Raw genomic sequence first — 16,999 nt, forward strand, 5'->3', positions numbered from 1 at the left:
GTTGGAGCGGCCCGCTTTACGCGGGCCGCCTCCCCTCAGCCGAGGTTGCTGAAGTCTTTCGCCAGTTCTTCGAGGATCATCGCGGTCGACACCGCACCGGGATCGGGGTGGCCGATGCTGCGGTCGCCCAGCTTCGCCGCGCGGCCGAAGCGGGCGACCATCGGTTCTGTCGCTTTCGCGCCCTCGTCCGCTGCGGCGGCGGCCCTGGCGAAGACTTCCGCCACGCTCTCGCCGCTCGCAGCGTCGGCAGCCGGTGCCCAGGCGTCCACCATCGTCTTGTCGCCGGGCTCCGCCCCGCCGCGCGTGACGATGCCGTCGCGCATTCCCCTGACCCAGAGCGCGGAGGCCCCGGCATCAAGGTTCAGCCGGTCGTCGACCGCCTTCCCCGCCGCGAGGAAACCGGACGCATAGAGCGGGCCGGCGGACGCGCCCACCGCGTCGAGGAAGCTCGCCGCGATCCGGCGGCACATCGCGGAGATCGTCTTGTCCTCGCTGCTCTCCAGCGCCTCGCGCACCGCGCGCCAGCCGACGTCCATCGTCACCCCGTGGTCGCCGTCCCCGATTGCCCCGTCGAGACGCGAAAGCTGGTCCTTCTCGGCCGAGATCCGGTCGGCGACCTTCAGCATTGCGGCCCGGAACAGATCGGGCGTCAGTGGACCCGAGGCGTCGAGCCCCTCGATCGACTGTGCCTCGTCCGCCTGCGCGGCGCGGTGCTGGTGCCGGGTATGCGTCCCGGACGGCGCGTCGTCCGGCTTGCCCACCTGAAGCGCGAGCGTGTGGCAGGGATGGTCGAGCAGCTCTGTCAGCTCGTCGTCCAGCGTCATCAGCGTCACGGAGGCCCCGGCCATCTCAAGCGAGGTGGCGTAGTTCCCGACCCAGCTTCGGTGGATCTCGATCCCCTTCTCCGCCAGCCGCTGCCGGACGCGGCGGTGCAGGATGTAAAGCTCAAGCATCGCGGTGGAGCCAAGCCCGTTGACCATGATCGCCACGCGCGCGCCGCTCTCGATCCCGAGGTCGGCGAGGATCGGGTCGAGCAACCGGTCCGCGACGGCGTCCGCCGTTTCGAGCTCGATCCGCTCGATCCCCGGCTCGCCGTGGATGCCCATCCCGATCTCCATCTCGGTCGGGCCGATTTCGAAGTTCGGCTCCCGCGTTTGAGGCAGCGAACAGGGGCCGAGCGCCACACCCATCGACGCGGTCGCGGCGTCCGCCTTCTTCGCCAACGCCTCCACCCGGTCGAGGTCGTGGCCGAGGTCGGCTGCCGCGCCCGCGGCCTTGAAGACGAAGATGTCACCCGCGATGCCGCGCCGCTCGCTCCGGCGGTCCCTGGGCGCGGAGGCGACGTCGTCGCGCACCTGCACCGAGCGCGCCTCGATCCCGTCCCCGACCAGCAGTTCGGCCGCCATGTCGAAGTTCATCACGTCGCCGGTGTAGTTCCCGTAGAGGAACAACACCCCCGCCCCGCCATCGGCGGCACGCGCGGCATCGCAGATTTGGGTTGGGCTCGGCGAGGCGAACACGTTGCCGATGGCCGAGGCGTCCGCAAGTCCGCGCCCGACGTAGCCGGAGAACAACGGCTCGTGCCCCGAGCCGCCGCCGACCACGATCCCGACCTTGCCATCGCGCGGCCCGTCGACCGCGGCGAGCGCCCGGCCCGTGGGGCCGTCGACGCGCAGCAGGTCGGGATGCGCCCCCGCCATGCCGTCGACCAGCTCGGAGATGACGTCGTCGGGATCGTTGATGAGCTTCTTGGTCTTCTCGGCCATTGGGCCCTCCTCCGGGTCAGACTTTGAGGTCGTCGGCACCGGTGTCTATGTGCGGCGCCCAGAAGGCAACGCTCTCGGCGATCTGGGGGATCACCTCGCGGTCGTTCGGCTCGCGCTCCTTGAAGGACAGCTCTAGGCAGATCTCGTTGTCTTCCGCCCCGCCCTCGGCGAAGGCGGCAAGCAGCGGGTCGGGCTGGATACGGCCCCTGGCGTTGAACTCTGCGGTGAAGGGGCGGTGACCGCCCTTGTCCATCAGGCTCTGCTTGATGTGGATGATCGGAGAGACCTTCGGCACCGCCCGCGCCCAGGCGTAGGGGTCGAAGTCGTCAGGATTGTCGGAGGTCACATCGCCGTGGTCGATGTCGGCCATCATCCACATCGGCACCGCCATGTCGGCGGCCGTCAACCTGTCCTGAAGCGCCATGCATTCGGCGATCGTCTCACCGAACTCGCGCCCGATGCTCATCGGCTCCCAGAAAACGTAGTCGAGCCCGGCGGCCTTCGCGTGCACGGCCACCTCGGACCAGTGGTCGATAGCGATCTGGATCAGGTCCTCGCGGCGGGCCGGGTTGTCGTAATCCTTGAAGGTGAAAATCGCGAACTGCGTGCCGACCGACTTGCCGCCGAGGTCGCCGATGATGTCGGCGAAGGTCTTGAACCAGTCGACGTAGTAGCGCCGGACGTCCGGATCCGGGTGGCCGAAGTGGTTCAGCCGCCCGTAGGGCCCGGTCATGCCCGAGGTGCAGCGCACCCCGGTGCGCTGGCAGGCGCGGTCCATCTCGCGGGTCAGCCGCCGGATCACCGGAGCGGGCCACGAGGGGTTGATGAACTCGTGCGTCAGTTGCAGATCGCGCAGGCGCAACTCGCGGGCCGTCGTCTCGATCAGGTCGGACGGCTCGGCGAAGCGATTCACCAGCGGGTTGGTGTTGAGCGACAGCGTCAGGGGCATCAGGCGGCGTCCTTCATGCCGTCGAACCAGTTCGCGAAGGCCGCCTGTTCCGCGTCCGTCAGGTGCAGCCGGTGCTTGGTGCGCCGCCAGAGGATGTCCTCGGCGGTGCGCGCCCACTCGTGCGCGACAAGGTAGCGCGCCTCTGCCTCGTAGAGGTGCCCGCCGAAATGCTGTCCGAGATCGGCGAGCGAGGTCGCCTTGCCCGCGATCATGGTGATCCGTGCCCCGTAGAGCCGCCCGTAGTGCTCGCGAAGGTCGCGCGGCATCCAGGGATATTGCGCCTTCATCGTCTCGCGGAACAGCTCGTAATCCGCCTTCTCGATGTCGCCCCCCGGCAGCGCGGCGCCGTGGGTCCAGTCCTTGCCCATGTCCGGAAAGAACTTGCCGAGCTTCCGGATGCCGTGCTCCGCCAGCTCGCGGAAGGTGGTGATCTTGCCGCCGAAGACGTTCAGAAGCGGCGCATCGCCCCGCTCCTCGAGGTCGAAGACATAATCCCGCGTCACTGCAGAAGGGTTGCCCTGTCCGTCGTCGAACAGCGCGCGCACGCCCGAGAAGGTCTCGAGGATGTCCTCGCGGCGCAGCTTCTCCTTGAAGTAGCGGTTCACGGCGGCCAGCAGGTACTCGATCTCGTCATCGGCGATCTCGGGGTTGGCGGCATCGCCCTCGTAGGCGACGTCGGTCGTACCGATCAGCGCCTTGTTGCCCTCGTAGGGGTTGATGAAGATCACCCGCTTGTCGTGGTTCTGGACAAGGTAGCTGTTCGGCCCCTCCCAGAACTTCGGGACGATGATGTGACTGCCCTTCACGAGCCGGACGTTACGGCTGGAATTGGCCCCCGCGACGCGCTGGATCACGTCGGACACCCACGGCCCCGCCGCGTTCACGACGACCTTGGCGCGGAAGGTACGCTCTTCCCCGGTCAGGCTGTCCTTCGTGGTGCAGATCCACGCCCCGTCCTCGCGCCGGGCGGACGTGCAGGGCGAGCGGGTCAGCACCGTGGCGCCCTTCTCGGCGGCATCGACGGCGTTGAGCACGACGAGCCGCGCATCGTCGACCCAGCAGTCGGAATATTCGAAGCCGCGCTTGTACTGGTCGAGGATCGGCGCGCCCTCGGGATCGCGGCGCAGGTTCAGCGTGCGCGTGCCCGGCAGCTTCTTCCGCCCGCCGAGGTTGTCGTAGAGAAACAGCCCCAGACGGACCAGCCACGCGGGCCGGTCGTCGGGCGAATGCGGCAGCACGAAGCGCAATGGCCAGATGATGTGCGGCGCTGCGTTCATCAGCACCTCGCGCTCGATCAGCGCCTCGCGGACGAGACGGAACTCGTAGTACTCGAGGTATCGCAGCCCGCCGTGGACCAGCTTTCCCGACCGGGACGAGGTCCCTTCGGCGAGGTCGTCCTTTTCGCAGAGCACGACCGACAGGCCACGCCCCGCCGCGTCCCGCGCGATGCCGGCGCCGTTGATCCCGCCACCGATGACGAAGAGGTCGATGTCCGTGTGCTGGCTCATGGTCAGGCTCCTCCGGCCCGTTCGGCCGCGTCGATTGTCATTGAAGTGTTCACGTCCTCGGCCTCGGCGCTTTCGGCGCGCTGGCGGGCGAGCTTGTCCCAGACTGGGACCAGCGCCTCGCGGGCCTCGGTGTAGGCGGGGAAGATGCCATCGTAGATGTCGATCAGCGCCGGATCGGGCGCTTCCGGCGCGCCAAGCAGCGGCGTCACCCACTCGGCAATGCAGCTGTCCATGTCCGGATAGACGCCGATCGCCACGGCGGCCATCATCGCGCAGCCCGCCGCCCCGGCTTCACCACGGGACGAGACACGCACAGGCGCTTTGTTGGCGGCCGCCAGAACCTGTCGCAGCGCGGCGGATTTCGCGGCGCCGCCGGTTAGGCGCAGCTCGGACGGCTCCGCTCCCATCGCGGCGTAGCAATCGCGGGCGGCAAGGCCGAGGCCCTCGATCACGCCGCGCATCATGTCAGCGAAGCGGTGGTGGCTCGACAGGCCGATGAAGCCCGCGCGGGCGTCGGCATTCACGAAAGGCCCGCGTTCGCCCGCTTCGGAGATGTAGGGATGGTAGAGCATCGCGCCGGGACGCGACTGCGCCATCCAGCCGTCGATGCGGCCGACGAGGTCGGAATATTCGTGCTCGTGACCGGTCTGGCTCATCAGGTCGGCGGCAAGGCGCAGCGCCCAGTCGACGTTGAGCGTGGCGGCCATGTTGGTCTGCACCTGCGTGACCATGCCCGGCACCGGCAGGCAGATGACGTACCCGGTGCGCGCGTCGTTCAGGTGAACGCCCGTATCCCGCACGGATTTCATGTGGACCCCGGTCGAACCGACTGTCGAGCAGGCAGCGCCTGCGTCGCCCGTGTGGACCCCGGCGCCGAGCGCGGTCATCACCATGTCGACGTAACCGAGCGTTACCGGTGTGCCCTCGGGCAGGCCGGTCGCGGCGGCGGCGGCAGCGCCCAGCGGGTGGGTTTGCTGCCAGCCATCGACGATCTCGGGCAGCAGCGCGCGACGGTGCGACAGACCGAGCGCCTCGATGACAGTGTCGTCGTAGGCGCGGGTGCGGAAGTTGCCGAACGTGAAGCTCGCCTCGGACGGATCGGTCGCCCGCACGCCCGTGAGGTTCAGGTAGAGCCAGTCCTTGCAGTGCAGCGCCACCTCGGCGCCGTCCAGAAGCTCGGGGAAATGCGCATCCATATGCGCCATCTGCGATCCCATCTGGCAGGTATTGAGCCCCGTGCCCGTCGCCTCGAACCGGGCACGGTCGGCGGGGCCGCCGGCGATCCGGCGCACGGTCGGCGCGGCGCGCGCGTCCAGCCAGAGCCACGCATCCGCGACGGGACGATCGTCCTTGCCGACGAGCCAGGTGCCATCCCCCTGCCCCGTCACCGCCAGCGCGGCGACACGTGACGGCAGGCCGGGGATCTTCTCGACCAGCCGGCGGAGTGCAGCAGCGCAATCTTCCCATGTCCGGTCCAGCGATTGCCATGCCGAGCCGTCGGGCGCGGTGCGGTAGTGGTTCAGAACGGAGGCATCGTCGATCTGACGGCCGCTCAGGTCGAATGCGACTGCCTTGATAACGGAGGTGCCGGCGTCGATGCCGATCAGGATGTCCCGCTCAGCCATGACGCAGCGTCCCGCCCCGCATCGCGCAAGGATCGTCGTGAATCGTCATCTCTCCTCCCTTCGGCGGCGCGTCAGGCGACGTTGTCGTCCAGCAGCGCGCGCGCCGTTCCTTCATCCGTTATGAGGCCGCTCAGCAGGCCGCCCTTGAGAACCGAGCGGATCGCCCTGATCTTGCCCGGGCCGCCGGCGACGGCGACGATCCGGCGCCCGGTCAGCGACTCGACGGTGGGTGTCAGGGTCCGGGCGCTGAGCGCGGTTTCGATCACCTGTCCGTCTGCGCCGAAGAAATGGCCCAGCATCTCGCCCTCGGCTCCGGCGGCACGGACTTCCTCGATCTCGGACGGCTCGATCATCCGTGCGGCGACGAGCTGCGCGTCGGGCTGGGTCGTGCCGATCCCGACGATCATCAGTCCCGCCTGCCGGCCAAGTTCGAACACGTCGCGCACGCCGCGCTGCGCCAGAAGCACTTCGCGGTCCTGCGCGGTGTTGGCAAAGAAGGGCACGGGCATCACGTAGGCCTCGGCACCGGTCTTCTCGGCAAGCGAGTGCATGACGTCATGCGCGGTGGCGACGTAATTGCGGGTAAGCCCGCCCATCAGCGCGACCACCCGCAGCCCCTTCACCTCGCGCACGGGCAAGGCAGAGACGGCAGCCGACAACGACCGCCCGTGACCGAACCCGATCAGCGCCTCGTCCCCGGCGTGCAGCGCGCGTTCGATGAACTGCGCGCCGATCCCGGCAAGCGCCTTCAGCGGCAGACCGTCCTCGGCGAGATCGGGAGCGACGTGCGCCTCTGCCAGGCCGAAGGTTTCGGCCAGTCGGGTTTCGAGCTCGATGCACTCGACGATCGGCCCCTCGACCACCACGCGGACCGCCCCGCGCTGAGTGGCTGCGGCGATCAGCCGGTGCGCCTTTGCATTGGAAAGTCCGAGCCGCGAGGCGACTTGCGCCTGCGTCATTCCCCCAGTGAAGTGCAGCCACGCCGCGCGAATCGCGAGACCGAGTTCTGCGTCATCATCCGCCGGCGCCTTGGCCATACTCCCCTCCCCGGATTCGGCCTGAAGAATTTTTCAGTGTTATAAAAATAGTTCGATCGGCGGGGTGAGGTCAAGAAAATCACACCAGTTTTCGTGATTCTATCAAACACGATCTCAGACTGGCGCGGGCTTGGCACGGTTTTGAAATGCCGCCCCGCAGCATCCTGAAGCCGCATTTGGGCCGACAACATAACCCCCTCAAAGCCAAAATAACCCTATTTTCCGCAGGCTAGATGCCGCCCAGCCCCCAAGCCGGCGCCAGCGCTTCGCCATAGCAACGCAGAAATCATTTCACGATCCGCAAAATCTTTCACTGATTGATTGACAGCCGACCGGAAACTTATCACGGTGATAACACTTCGAACGTGATGTTTGCCCCTCAGCGAACATGACCTCGAAGCGCGGGCGCAGGGAGAGCGCCCAACGGGAGGACACGGACCATGCGAACCGCGCTTTTGCCGGCGATCATCTGCACGCACCGCCAGGCCCCCTCGGCCTGCAGCGCCGCATGCCGCCTCTCCAGATACGAAGTCTCACGAAAGGGTCAGGCATGAGCACCGCCGCCAAAGCCCCCGCCCGCCGGTCCGGCCTGTCGCGGAAATCCATCATCACCGGCGCCGCCCTTCTTGCCCTGGTCGTTGCCATGGCCGTCGACACGCGCGTCGTCGTCATCGGATCGGACGAGGATGTTCAGGCTGCCGGCTTCCAGCCTGAAGTCTTCGGCGCCGAGCAATTCCCGATCGTTCGCGACTTCGTCCAGGAGAATGCGGTCGAGGCGACCGAGCTCGCCGCCGCCGTGCAGGAAGATCAGACAGCCGCAGGTCAGGAATACGGCGTCGGCGAAGGCTTCGGCCCGGTCATCCCCGTCACCTTCACCGGTGTCGCGGGCGAAGCGACCGCCGGTATCTACAATGTCGAGGTCGAGGGCATGCCCGAAGGCATGGGCATCCGTGTCCAGACCGGCCCCGCCATCAATGGCACCGAGCTTCGCGACGCCACCGGCGAGATCGAGTTCGGCCAGTTCACCAACCAGATCGAGTACCAGGACGCCGGATCGGCCATCAACAACGAGATGAAGGTCCAGGTGCTCGAGCCGATCGACACCAGCGACCTGACCGGCAAGAGCATCACGGTCACCGGGGCGTTCAAGCTCATCAATCCGAACAACTGGCTCGTCACGCCGGTGAGCATGAGCGTCGAATGACCCGGCAGGACCCGATCACCTCTGGGACGCCGGCCGGCACCGCCGTCATTTCGGCGCGCAACGTCTCCAAGTCGTACGGCAACGTGCACGCGCTGAAAGGCGTCAACTTCGATGTCCACCGCGGCGAGGTCACGACGCTGTTCGGCGAGAACGGCGCGGGCAAGTCCACGCTGATGAAGATCCTGTCGGGCGTCATCCAGCCCACCTCGGGCGAGATCGTGCTCGACGGCGAGGCGGTCCGTTTCGACACCTCCACCGACGCGCGCGACCGGGGCATCTCGATCATCCACCAGGAGCTGAGCCTCGCGCCCAACATGAATGTGCGCGACAACATCTTCATGGGTCGCGAGATCATGGGCCCCGCCGGCGTCGATTTCGCCGAGGAGGCGCGCCAGACCAGGGCGCTGATGGCCGAACTCGAGGAAGAGATCGACCCGCTCACACCGGTCGAGGAGCTGCGCCTCGGGCAGCAGCAGCTGGTCGAGATCGCCCGCGCCCTGTCCGTCGACAGCCGCATCCTCATCATGGACGAGCCGACGTCGGCGCTGTCGGCCTCCGAGGTCGAGGTGCTGTTCAAGGTCATCCACGACCTCAAGGCGCGCGGCGTCTCCATCGTCTACATCTCGCACCACCTCGAAGAGGCGCTGCAGATCACCGATCACGCGGTCGTCCTGCGCGACGGCAACATGACCGCGAAGGCGCCCCGCGCCGAGATCGACCTGGAGTGGATCGTGCGCAACATGGTCGGCGACAACTTCGACCTCGGCAGCCCGCCGACAGGGCACGAGATGGGCGACGCCGCGCTGTCCATCCGCGACCTCGTGGTGCCCGACCAGTCCCGCCCCGGCCGCAACGTGGTCGACGGCGTCTCCCTCGACGTGCGCGCGGGCGAAGTCGTCTGCATCTACGGGCTGATGGGTGCGGGGCGCACCGAGATGCTCGAATGCGCGGCCGGACGGCTGCACAACACAGGCGGCGAGATCCGTCTGCTGGGCGAGGACGTCTCGGGCCTGTCGATTGCGCAGCGCATCGAATCCGGCCTCGTGCTGGTCCCCGAGGATCGCCAGCGCGACGGGCTGGTGCAGACCATGTCCGTCGGCCAGAACATGTCGCTCGCTTCCATCCGCGACTTCGTGCGCGGCATCTTCACCTCCCGCAAGGCCGAGCGCGAGATCGTCGAGCGCGGCATCCGCGAGGTCACCGTGAAGACCTCCGGCGGTGGTGCGGCGATCGGCTCGCTGTCGGGCGGCAACCAGCAGAAGGTCGTCATCGGCAAGATGATGGCCACCGGCCCGACGGTCGTGATGCTCGATGAACCTTCGCGGGGGATCGACATCGGCGCCAAGGCGGAGGTCTTCCGCCTGCTGGCCGAAACCGCACGGGACAAGGGCCTCGCGGTCCTGTTCTCCACGTCCGAAGTCAACGAATGCCTGAGCATCGCCCACCGCGTGATCGTCATGCGGCGCGGCAAGATCTCGGCCGAGTTCGGCTCGGACGTGTCCAAGGAAGAAATCATGGCCGCCTCTGGCGAATCCGCCGACGCGTGACGAGACCATCGGAGTACCCCGAATGAGCGATACCAGCGCCACCCGCAGTTCCGGCCTCCTGCCCGGCAACCTTGATCCGATCAAGCTCCTCCTTGAGGGACGCGCCTTCTTCGCGCTGATCGCGATCATCATCGTCTTTGCCATCCTGTCGCCGGTCTATTTCTCGGTGAACAACTTCCTCATCATGTCGAGCCACGTGGCGATCTTCGGCCTGCTCGGCCTCGGCATGATGGTGGTGATCCTGACTGGTGGCATCGACCTGTCGGTCGGCTCAACCCTCGCGCTGTCGGGCGTCTGCGCCGGCTTCATGATGCAGGGCCTCGAGTTCGAGATGTTTGGCGTCATTCTCTACCCGCCGGTCTGGGTCACGGTGATCCTGACCTGCTGCATCGGCGCCTTCGTCGGCTCGATCAACGGCGTGCTCGTCGCCTACTTCAAGGTGCCGGCCTTTGTCGCCACGCTTGGCCTGCTCTACGTGGCGCGCGGCGTCGCGCTGCTGCTGACCAATGGCCTGACGATCAACGACCTCGCGGGGGAAGAGAACCTCGGCAACACCGGCTTCTCCTGGCTCGGCTTCAACCGGCTGTGGGGCGTGCCGATCGGCATTCTCGTCATGGTGCTGGTCGCGATCGTCATCTCGCTGATGCTGAACCGCTCCGCGCTCGGCCGCTGGATCTACTCCACCGGGGGCAACGCCCGCGCCGCAGAACTGTCGGGCGTGCCGGTCAAGCGGACGCAGGTGCTGGTCTACGTGATCTCGGGCGTCTGCTCGGCCATCGCCGGCCTCGTGCTGTCGTCGCAGCTGACCTCCGCCGGGCCCACCGCCGGCCAGACCTACGAGCTGACGGCCATCGCCGCCGTGGTCGTTGGCGGGGCCTCGCTGATGGGCGGGCGCGGCACGGTGCGCGGCACGCTGCTCGGCGCCTTCGTCATCGGCTTCCTGTCCGACGGCCTCGTGATCATCGGCGTCAGTTCCTACTGGCAGACCGTCTTCACCGGCGCGGTGATCGTCCTCGCCGTCCTGCTGAACTCCATCGAATACAAGGGCGGCCGCAAGGCCTCCCCCACCCCGTCTTCTTCGCAAAAGGCCAAGAGCTGACCTGACTGCGAACAAGCCGCCGACTACCGGCACGTACCACACTCAAGGGAGGAAACCCGAATGTTCAACCGCAGAACCGCGCTCGCCCTGGCTGCCGCTACCGCGCTTACGCCCGGTATCGCTTTCGCCCAGGACAACGGCCTGATCACCATCATCGTCAACGACCCGGCGAACCCCTACTGGTTCACCGAAGGCGAAGTGGCCCGCGCCACCGCCGAAGAGCTTGGCTACACCGCCAACGTCTCGGCTCACAACGGTGACACCAACACCGAAAGCAACCTGATCGACACCGCGATCACCAACCAGGCCGCCGCGATCATCCTCGACCCGGCGAACGCCGACGGCTCCATCGGTGCCGTGCGCAAGGCCATCGACGCCGACATCCCCGTGTTCCTCGTGAACGCCGAGATCAACGAGTCCGGCCTCGCCATCGCGCAGCTCGTTTCTAACAACGCCCAGGGTGCCGCCCTCGGCGCGCAGCAATGGGCGCAGCTCGTCGGTGAAGAAGGCCGCTACGTGGAGTTCTTCGGCAACCCCGCCGACAACAACGCCGCCACCCGCTCCAACGGCTACGAGACGGTGCTGAGCCAGTACCCGACGTTCGAGAAGGTCGCCGAGGAAGTGGCGAACTGGGACCGCACGCAGGGCTACAACAAGATGCAGTCCATCATCCAGGCGAACCCGGAAATCGACGCCGTCATCTCCGGCAACGACGAGATGGCGCTCGGCGCGATCGCCGCGCTCAAGGAAGCCGGTCAGCTGGACGGCATGATCGTGGGCGGCTTCGACGGCTCCCCCGACGCGGTTGCCGCCATCCAGGCCGGCGAGATGGCCTATTCCGTCCTGCAGCCCGTCGCCGTGTTCGCGGCCGAAGCCGTGCGCCAGGCCGACTACTACATCCAGAACGGTGAACCGATGGTCGACAGCGAGAAGCAGCTGTTCGATTGCGTTCTCATCACGCCCGACAATGTCGAGCAGTACTCCGCGCCCTTCGTGCTCGACGGCATGAACTGATCGCGGATACAACAGGACCGGCGGCCAATGGGCCGCCGGTCTTTCGCAGAACGGGACCTGCTGTATGAAGCCTCAGGCCAGACTTCAGTCGGACCAGAGCACAATGAAAGAAACACCCGACGTGGCGGCGCTCGACCAGCTGATGGCCGAGGACGTGCCCCCCGACTCCCGGCAGGCGCGCCAGCTGGCCCGCCGCCAGGCGATCGCAGAGGCGATCATGGCCGAGGGATCGATCCGGATCGAGGATATCGCGGAGCGTTTCGAGATCAGCCTGATGACCGCGCACCGCGACCTCGACGACCTCGCCGGTCGCGGGCTGCTGCGCAAGACGCGCGGCATCGTCTCCGCCGCACCGACCAGCCTTGTCGAGGCGAGCGACCTCTACCGCTCCTACCGCCAGTCGGGAGAGAAAGCCGCCATCGCCGCTGCCGCCGCCGATCTGATCGAGCCGGGACAGGCGCTCTTCCTCGACGATTCAACGACCGTGCTGCAGATGGCGCCGCACCTTGCGGAGAAGCTGCCGCTCACGGTCATCACCAATTCGCTGTCCCTGATGTCCGAGTTGAAGGGCCTGCCCGACCTCACGCTGTTCGGGCTCGGCGGGCAGTATCATTCGTGGTGCAACGCCTTCATGGGCCGGATGACGGTGCACGAAATCTCGCGCCTGCGAGCGGACGTGCTGTTCGTTTCGATGCCCGCGATCACTGACGGGATCGTCTTCCACCAGTCGCCCGAGATGGCGGACACCAAACGCGCCATGTTCGAGGCCGCCTCGCGGCGCGTGCTGCTGGCCGATCACACGAAGTTCGACCGCCGCGCGCTCCATGGTATGGTCGCCCTCGCCGATTTCGACGCCATCGTCACCGACGACCTGACGCCGCAGGTGCATCTCGACGCCCTGCAGGCGCTCGACCTCACCGTCGTCGTCGCAAAGACCGGCCAAGCCGGCTGAAATGCCTGCCCGACGCCGTGGCGCCGGGCAAGGACATGGCCTCAGGCGGAGTGGTAATGTGCGTCAAGCGCGTCGATCGCCTTCACATTGTCCGCTGATTTGCCGTCCGGATCGAACGAGGCCGACAGCCACGCCTCGGCGATGTCCTTGGCCAGTTCGCCGCCGATAACCCGCGCGCCCATCGTGATGACCTGCGCATTGTTCGAGGTCGACGCCTTGCCGGCCGAGTATGTGTCGTGGGTCTGCGCGGCGCGGATGCCCGGGACCTTGTTTGCCGAGAGCGCCACGCCGATGCCGGTGCCGCAGCACAGGATCGCCCGGTCGTAGGTGCCGTCGAGGATGCCGGAGCACACCCGGTCGGCGAGGTTGGCGTAATATTCTTTGGTCCCGGCGGGCGGGTCGCTGACCTCGCTCACGGTCAGCCCGTCCTTGCCGGACAGGTGTTCGGCCAGGAGTTTCGCCAGCGGGGCGCCGGCGCTGTCGCCTGCAATCGCGAGTTTCATGTCGTCTCCTTCTCAGACGTTGGCATTGATGGTGCGGGCGCAGCGGTCGAGGATGTCGAGGTAGCCCTCGACGTCCCAGGCCGAGCGCCCGATGAACAGCCCGTCGATGTGCGGACGGGCGATGAGCTCTTCGCAGTTGCCGGGGTTCACGCTGCCGCCGTAGAGGCAGGGCACCTTCCGGCCCAGCATGTCCGACGCGACCTCGATGATCCGGGCCTGCCGGTCGTCGGCATAGTCGGGCGACGCGGGCACGCCATGCTCACCGATGGCCCAGACGGGCTCGTAGGCCAGCAGGACCGGCGCGTCCTTCGCAGTGCCCTCCAACTTGCCGAGCGCGCCCTGCACTTCACGGGCCAGCACCTCGTCGGCGCGACCGGCGTCCTTGTCCTCGGCATGTTCGCCGATGCAGATCAGCGGGATCAGGCCATGACGTACCGCGGCCTCGGTCTTGAGGCCGACCGTCTCGTCCGTCTCGCCGAAATGGGCGCGGCGTTCGGAATGGCCGAGCTCGACGATGTCGAGGTTGCAGTCGGTCAGCATCAAGGGCGAGACTTCCCCCGTCCACGCGCCGGCATCCGCCCAGTGCATGTTCTGCGCGCCGACCTTCACGTCGGTCTTCCCTAAGGCTGCTTTCACTTCGCGCACTGCGGTAAAGGGCGGGATCACGAACCGCTGGATCGCGGGGTCGCCCGCGCTGTCCATCAGCCCCTCGGCAAAGGTCATCGCCTCGGCCAGCGTCTTGTTCATCTTCCAGCTTGTGCCGATCCAGGCCTGCGTTGCCCCGGTCATGCCGAGCCCTCCTCTGCGATTATCGTCTTTATTCCGTTGTCCCGCAGCAGCGTCGCCTGCCGGGGGTCGAGGTCACCGGACGTCACGACACCATCGAACACGTCGAGGTCGGACATCATGTGCAGCGCGGTGCGCCCGAACTTCTGATGATCGACCAGCAAGTACCGGCGCGAGGCTGAGGCGATCATGCGCCGCTTCACCTCCAGCACGTCCTGGTCCTGGTGGTAGGCGGTCCGCCCCTGCACCGCGGAACTCGACAACAGGGCGACGTCCGCCCGCAGGTTCTTCAGCGCGGCGAGCGTCAACATCCCGAAGAAGCCGTTGAACTTGCGGGAATAACTGCCGCCGAGGGCGATCAGCTCGATCCCCAGCGCGCCGGTCAGGCCCTCGATCACCGACTGGCTGTTGGTGATGACGGTCAGTGGCCGCTTCTCGATCAGGAACGGCACGAGGTGCTGCGTCGTCGAGCCGTCGTCGACAAGAACGCTGGTGCCCGGCTCGACGAACTCCGCCGCACGGGCGGCGATCGCCGCCTTCTCGCTCACGCCCACGCGGGCGCGGTAGCGGAAGTCGCTTTCGAACTGGCCCGATGCCTCGATCGTCGCGCCGCCGCGCACCTTGCGCAGCAGGCCGTCGCGTTCAAGGTCGTCGAGATCGCGGTGGATCGTCATCTTGGAGACATTGAAGCGCGCCGCCAGATCCTCGAGAGAGGCCGACCCGACCTCCATCAGGTGTTCGAGCAGTTCGTCGCGGCGGTCGTCGGGCTTCACGGTCTCTCTCCTCTGCAGCCATCCAGATAACAGTCTTTTTGAAATTTACAACGCCATTTATGTGATGTTGTGATTCTTGTTGTGATTTTTAACTTATCAACATAACAGATGCTGGAAGGATGGAGGACACCCATGACCGAACACACCGCCCCTCATACCGCGTGCCGTCATCCGCTGGCGGGCAAGGCATGAGTCCGCTGGTGCTCCCCGGCGACGATCGTCCGCCGGCACCACCGCTGGAAGAGACGCTCGCCACCGCGGACGCCGGCCCCGCCGAGATCGTCCGCGCCATCGCGGCTGCCGCGATCCCGATCGCACAACGGCTGGCGCTGGCCGCCCTGCCCGGCGACCCCGCGGCGCCGGTTGGCAGGAACGAAACGGGCGACACGGTAAAGGCGCTCGACCAGGCGGCGCACGAGCTGATGATCGACGCGCTCTCGCACGCACCAATCGCTCAGGTCGTCTCCGAGGAAGCGGCCGAGCCGATCCGCCTCAGCGACGCGGGGACGTGGGACGTGGTGATCGACCCGATCGACGGGTCGGGCAGCATCGGCATCGGGGCGCCTCTCGGATTGCTGTTCGGTATCTTCCCCGCCGCGCCCCACGTGCTGCGCCAGGGGCGCGAGATGGTGGCAGCCGGCTACGTCTCCTTCGGACATTCGACCGATATCGGACTGTCGTTCGGCGACGGCGTCCGGCTCGCGACGCTCGACCCGCGCGACGGAACGTTCCGGCTGCGCGCCGAGCCCGCGTTGATCAAGCCGACGACGAAGATGATCGCGTGGAACGCCTCGAACCACAGGCACTTCGCGCCCGGCCTCCGCCGCTACTTCGACGAGGCGCTCGCCGGCGCGGACGGGCCCCGGGGCGAGAACACCAACATGCGCTGGATCGCGGCGGCGGTCGGCGACCTGCACCGTATCCTTCTGAAGGGCGGCGTCTTCCTCTACCCCGACGATGCGCGGCCCGGCTATGACAAGGGCCACCTTCGGCTGCTCTACGAGGCGTTCCCGATCGCCTTCCTGATCGAACAGGCCGGTGGCCGCGCCAGCGACGGGCACGGCGACATCCTCGACCGCAGTCCGGCCGAGATCCACGAGAAGACCCCGCTCATCTTCGGCGCGTCCCGCGAGGTCGCGACGATCGAACGTCACCAGTCCCACTGAGGAGCCCGGACATGGCCCGCATCACGCTTCGCCAACTGCTCGACCACGCCGCCGAACATGACTACGGCGTGCCCGCCTTCAACATCTCAAACATGGAACAGGGCCTCGCCCTGATGGCAGCCGCCGACGCGACGGACTCGCCCGTGATCCTGCAGATGAGCCGGGGCGCCCGCGCCTATGCAAACGACCTGATCCTGTCCAAGCTGCTGGACGGGCTGACCGAGCTCTACCCGCAGATTCCGGTTTGCATCCACCTCGACCACGGCAACGGGGTCGACACCTGCGTGACTGCCATCCAGCATGGCTTCACCTCGGTGATGATGGACGGCTCGCTGATGGCGGATGGCACGACGCCGGCGGATTACGACTACAACGCCGGGATCACCCGCCGCGTGGTGGAGATCGCCCATGCCGCCGGAGTCTCAGTCGAGGGCGAGCTCGGCGTGCTCGGCAGCCTCGAGACCCGACAGGGCGACCAGGAGGACGGGCACGGCGCGACGGGCGTACTGGAAGAGCACCAGCTGCTCACCGACCCGGACGAGGCCGTACGCTTCGTGGCCGACACCGGGGTCGATGCGCTCGCCATCGCGATGGGGACCAGTCACGGCGCCTACAAGTTCACGAAGGAGCCCGACGGCTCCGTCCTCGCCATGCACGTGATCGAGGAGATCCATCGCAGGCTGCCCGACACCCACCTCGTGATGCACGGCTCGTCCTCGGTGCCGACCGACCTCTGCCAGATCATCAACGACCACGGCGGCGCGATCCGCCCGACCTGGGGCGTCCCGATGGAGGAGATCCGGCGCGGCATCCGCCACGGGGTGCGAAAGGTGAACATCGACACCGACATCCGCCTCGCCATCACGGCGGCGGTGCGCAGTGTGATGTGGGACAACCCCGACGAGTTCGATCCGCGCAAGTTCATGGCCCCCGCCATGACGGCGGTCACGAAGCTCGCCACCGAGAAGTTCGAAGCCTTCGGCACGGCGGGCCACGCCGCCACCATCCGCGCGACCTCCCTGCGCGACATGGCGAAGCGCTACGCCGCCTGAGCCGTAGCCCGCGGCGCC

The 16,999-nt window shown here is 67.2% G+C and carries 15 protein-coding genes; 7 read left to right on the top strand and 8 right to left on the bottom strand.

All coding sequences use genetic code 11. The features are described 5' to 3' along the window. Positions 1-35: 35 nt before the first annotated feature. From dhaL to I8N54_RS11335, 5 genes are all read right to left on the bottom strand, one after another. Entirely contained in the window at positions 36-1,766 is a 1,731-nt protein-coding gene (gene dhaL, locus I8N54_RS11315) for a dihydroxyacetone kinase subunit DhaL (RefSeq protein WP_140192459.1), read from the bottom strand. A 16-nt stretch (positions 1,767-1,782) separates the two neighbouring features. Continuing rightward, positions 1,783-2,715: a TIM barrel protein gene (locus I8N54_RS11320; protein WP_140192458.1), complete on the bottom strand. Its 933-nt coding sequence runs from the start codon at positions 2,713-2,715 to the stop codon at positions 1,783-1,785. Next, complete coding sequence (locus tag I8N54_RS11325) at positions 2,715-4,223, bottom strand: glycerol-3-phosphate dehydrogenase (protein WP_140192457.1); 1,509 nt, start codon at positions 4,221-4,223, stop codon at positions 2,715-2,717. Before I8N54_RS11325 ends, I8N54_RS11320 begins: the two co-directional genes overlap by 1 nt. Before the next feature lie 2 nt (positions 4,224-4,225). After that, positions 4,226-5,848, bottom strand: a complete 1,623-nt coding sequence (locus I8N54_RS11330; RefSeq protein WP_140192456.1) for an FGGY-family carbohydrate kinase — start codon at positions 5,846-5,848, stop codon at positions 4,226-4,228. 71 nt (positions 5,849-5,919) lie between these two features. Continuing rightward, positions 5,920-6,885: a sugar-binding transcriptional regulator gene (locus tag I8N54_RS11335; RefSeq protein WP_140192455.1), complete on the bottom strand. Its 966-nt coding sequence runs from the start codon at positions 6,883-6,885 to the stop codon at positions 5,920-5,922. Positions 6,886-7,435: 550 nt separating this feature from the next. Between I8N54_RS11335 and I8N54_RS11340 the strand changes: the two genes are divergently transcribed. The 5 genes from I8N54_RS11340 to I8N54_RS11360 all read left to right on the top strand — a co-directional run bounded on the left by I8N54_RS11340 (position 7,436) and on the right by I8N54_RS11360 (position 12,701). Then, positions 7,436-8,089: a DUF2291 family protein gene (locus I8N54_RS11340; RefSeq protein WP_140192454.1), complete on the top strand. Its 654-nt coding sequence runs from the start codon at positions 7,436-7,438 to the stop codon at positions 8,087-8,089. Then, positions 8,086-9,636, top strand: a complete 1,551-nt coding sequence (locus tag I8N54_RS11345; protein WP_140192453.1) for a sugar ABC transporter ATP-binding protein — start codon at positions 8,086-8,088, stop codon at positions 9,634-9,636. The genes I8N54_RS11340 and I8N54_RS11345 overlap by 4 nt, the downstream gene beginning before the upstream one ends. Positions 9,637-9,658: 22 nt before the next feature. Continuing rightward, positions 9,659-10,735, top strand: coding sequence for an ABC transporter permease (locus I8N54_RS11350; RefSeq protein WP_140192452.1), 1,077 nt, complete (start codon positions 9,659-9,661; stop codon positions 10,733-10,735). A 60-nt stretch (positions 10,736-10,795) separates the two neighbouring features. Then, a complete protein-coding gene (locus I8N54_RS11355; RefSeq protein WP_140192451.1) occupies positions 10,796-11,749 on the top strand; it encodes a D-ribose ABC transporter substrate-binding protein in 954 nt (317 codons plus the stop codon). A gap of 103 nt (positions 11,750-11,852) precedes the next feature. Next, complete coding sequence (locus tag I8N54_RS11360) at positions 11,853-12,701, top strand: DeoR/GlpR family DNA-binding transcription regulator (protein WP_140192450.1); 849 nt, start codon at positions 11,853-11,855, stop codon at positions 12,699-12,701. Positions 12,702-12,742: 41 nt separating this feature from the next. On the opposite strand, the gene derI is transcribed toward I8N54_RS11360, so the two are convergent. Genes derI through I8N54_RS11375 form a run of 3 tightly spaced genes read right to left on the bottom strand, consistent with a single transcriptional unit; the run spans position 12,743 to position 14,763 of the window. Next, entirely contained in the window at positions 12,743-13,204 is a 462-nt protein-coding gene (derI, locus tag I8N54_RS11365) for a D-erythrulose-4-phosphate isomerase (protein WP_140192449.1), read from the bottom strand. Positions 13,205-13,216: 12 nt separating this feature from the next. After that, positions 13,217-13,993, bottom strand: coding sequence for a triose-phosphate isomerase (locus I8N54_RS11370; RefSeq protein ID WP_140192448.1), 777 nt, complete (start codon positions 13,991-13,993; stop codon positions 13,217-13,219). Then, positions 13,990-14,763: a DeoR/GlpR family DNA-binding transcription regulator gene (locus I8N54_RS11375; RefSeq protein WP_140192447.1), complete on the bottom strand. Its 774-nt coding sequence runs from the start codon at positions 14,761-14,763 to the stop codon at positions 13,990-13,992. The genes I8N54_RS11370 and I8N54_RS11375 overlap by 4 nt, the downstream gene beginning before the upstream one ends. A 188-nt stretch (positions 14,764-14,951) precedes the next feature. Here I8N54_RS11375 and I8N54_RS11380 point away from each other — a divergent pair, with 188 nt between their 5' ends. Next, positions 14,952-15,929 (top strand): class 1 fructose-bisphosphatase, encoded by a 978-nt coding sequence (locus tag I8N54_RS11380; RefSeq protein ID WP_140192446.1) that lies wholly within the window; start codon positions 14,952-14,954, stop codon positions 15,927-15,929. A gap of 11 nt (positions 15,930-15,940) precedes the next feature. Further along, positions 15,941-16,981, top strand: a complete 1,041-nt coding sequence (fba, locus tag I8N54_RS11385) for a class II fructose-bisphosphate aldolase (RefSeq protein WP_140192445.1) — start codon at positions 15,941-15,943, stop codon at positions 16,979-16,981. Positions 16,982-16,999: the final 18 nt, after the last annotated feature.

Source organism: Pelagovum pacificum (assembly GCF_016134045.1).
Taxonomy (GTDB): domain Bacteria; phylum Pseudomonadota; class Alphaproteobacteria; order Rhodobacterales; family Rhodobacteraceae; genus Oceanicola; species Oceanicola pacificus_A.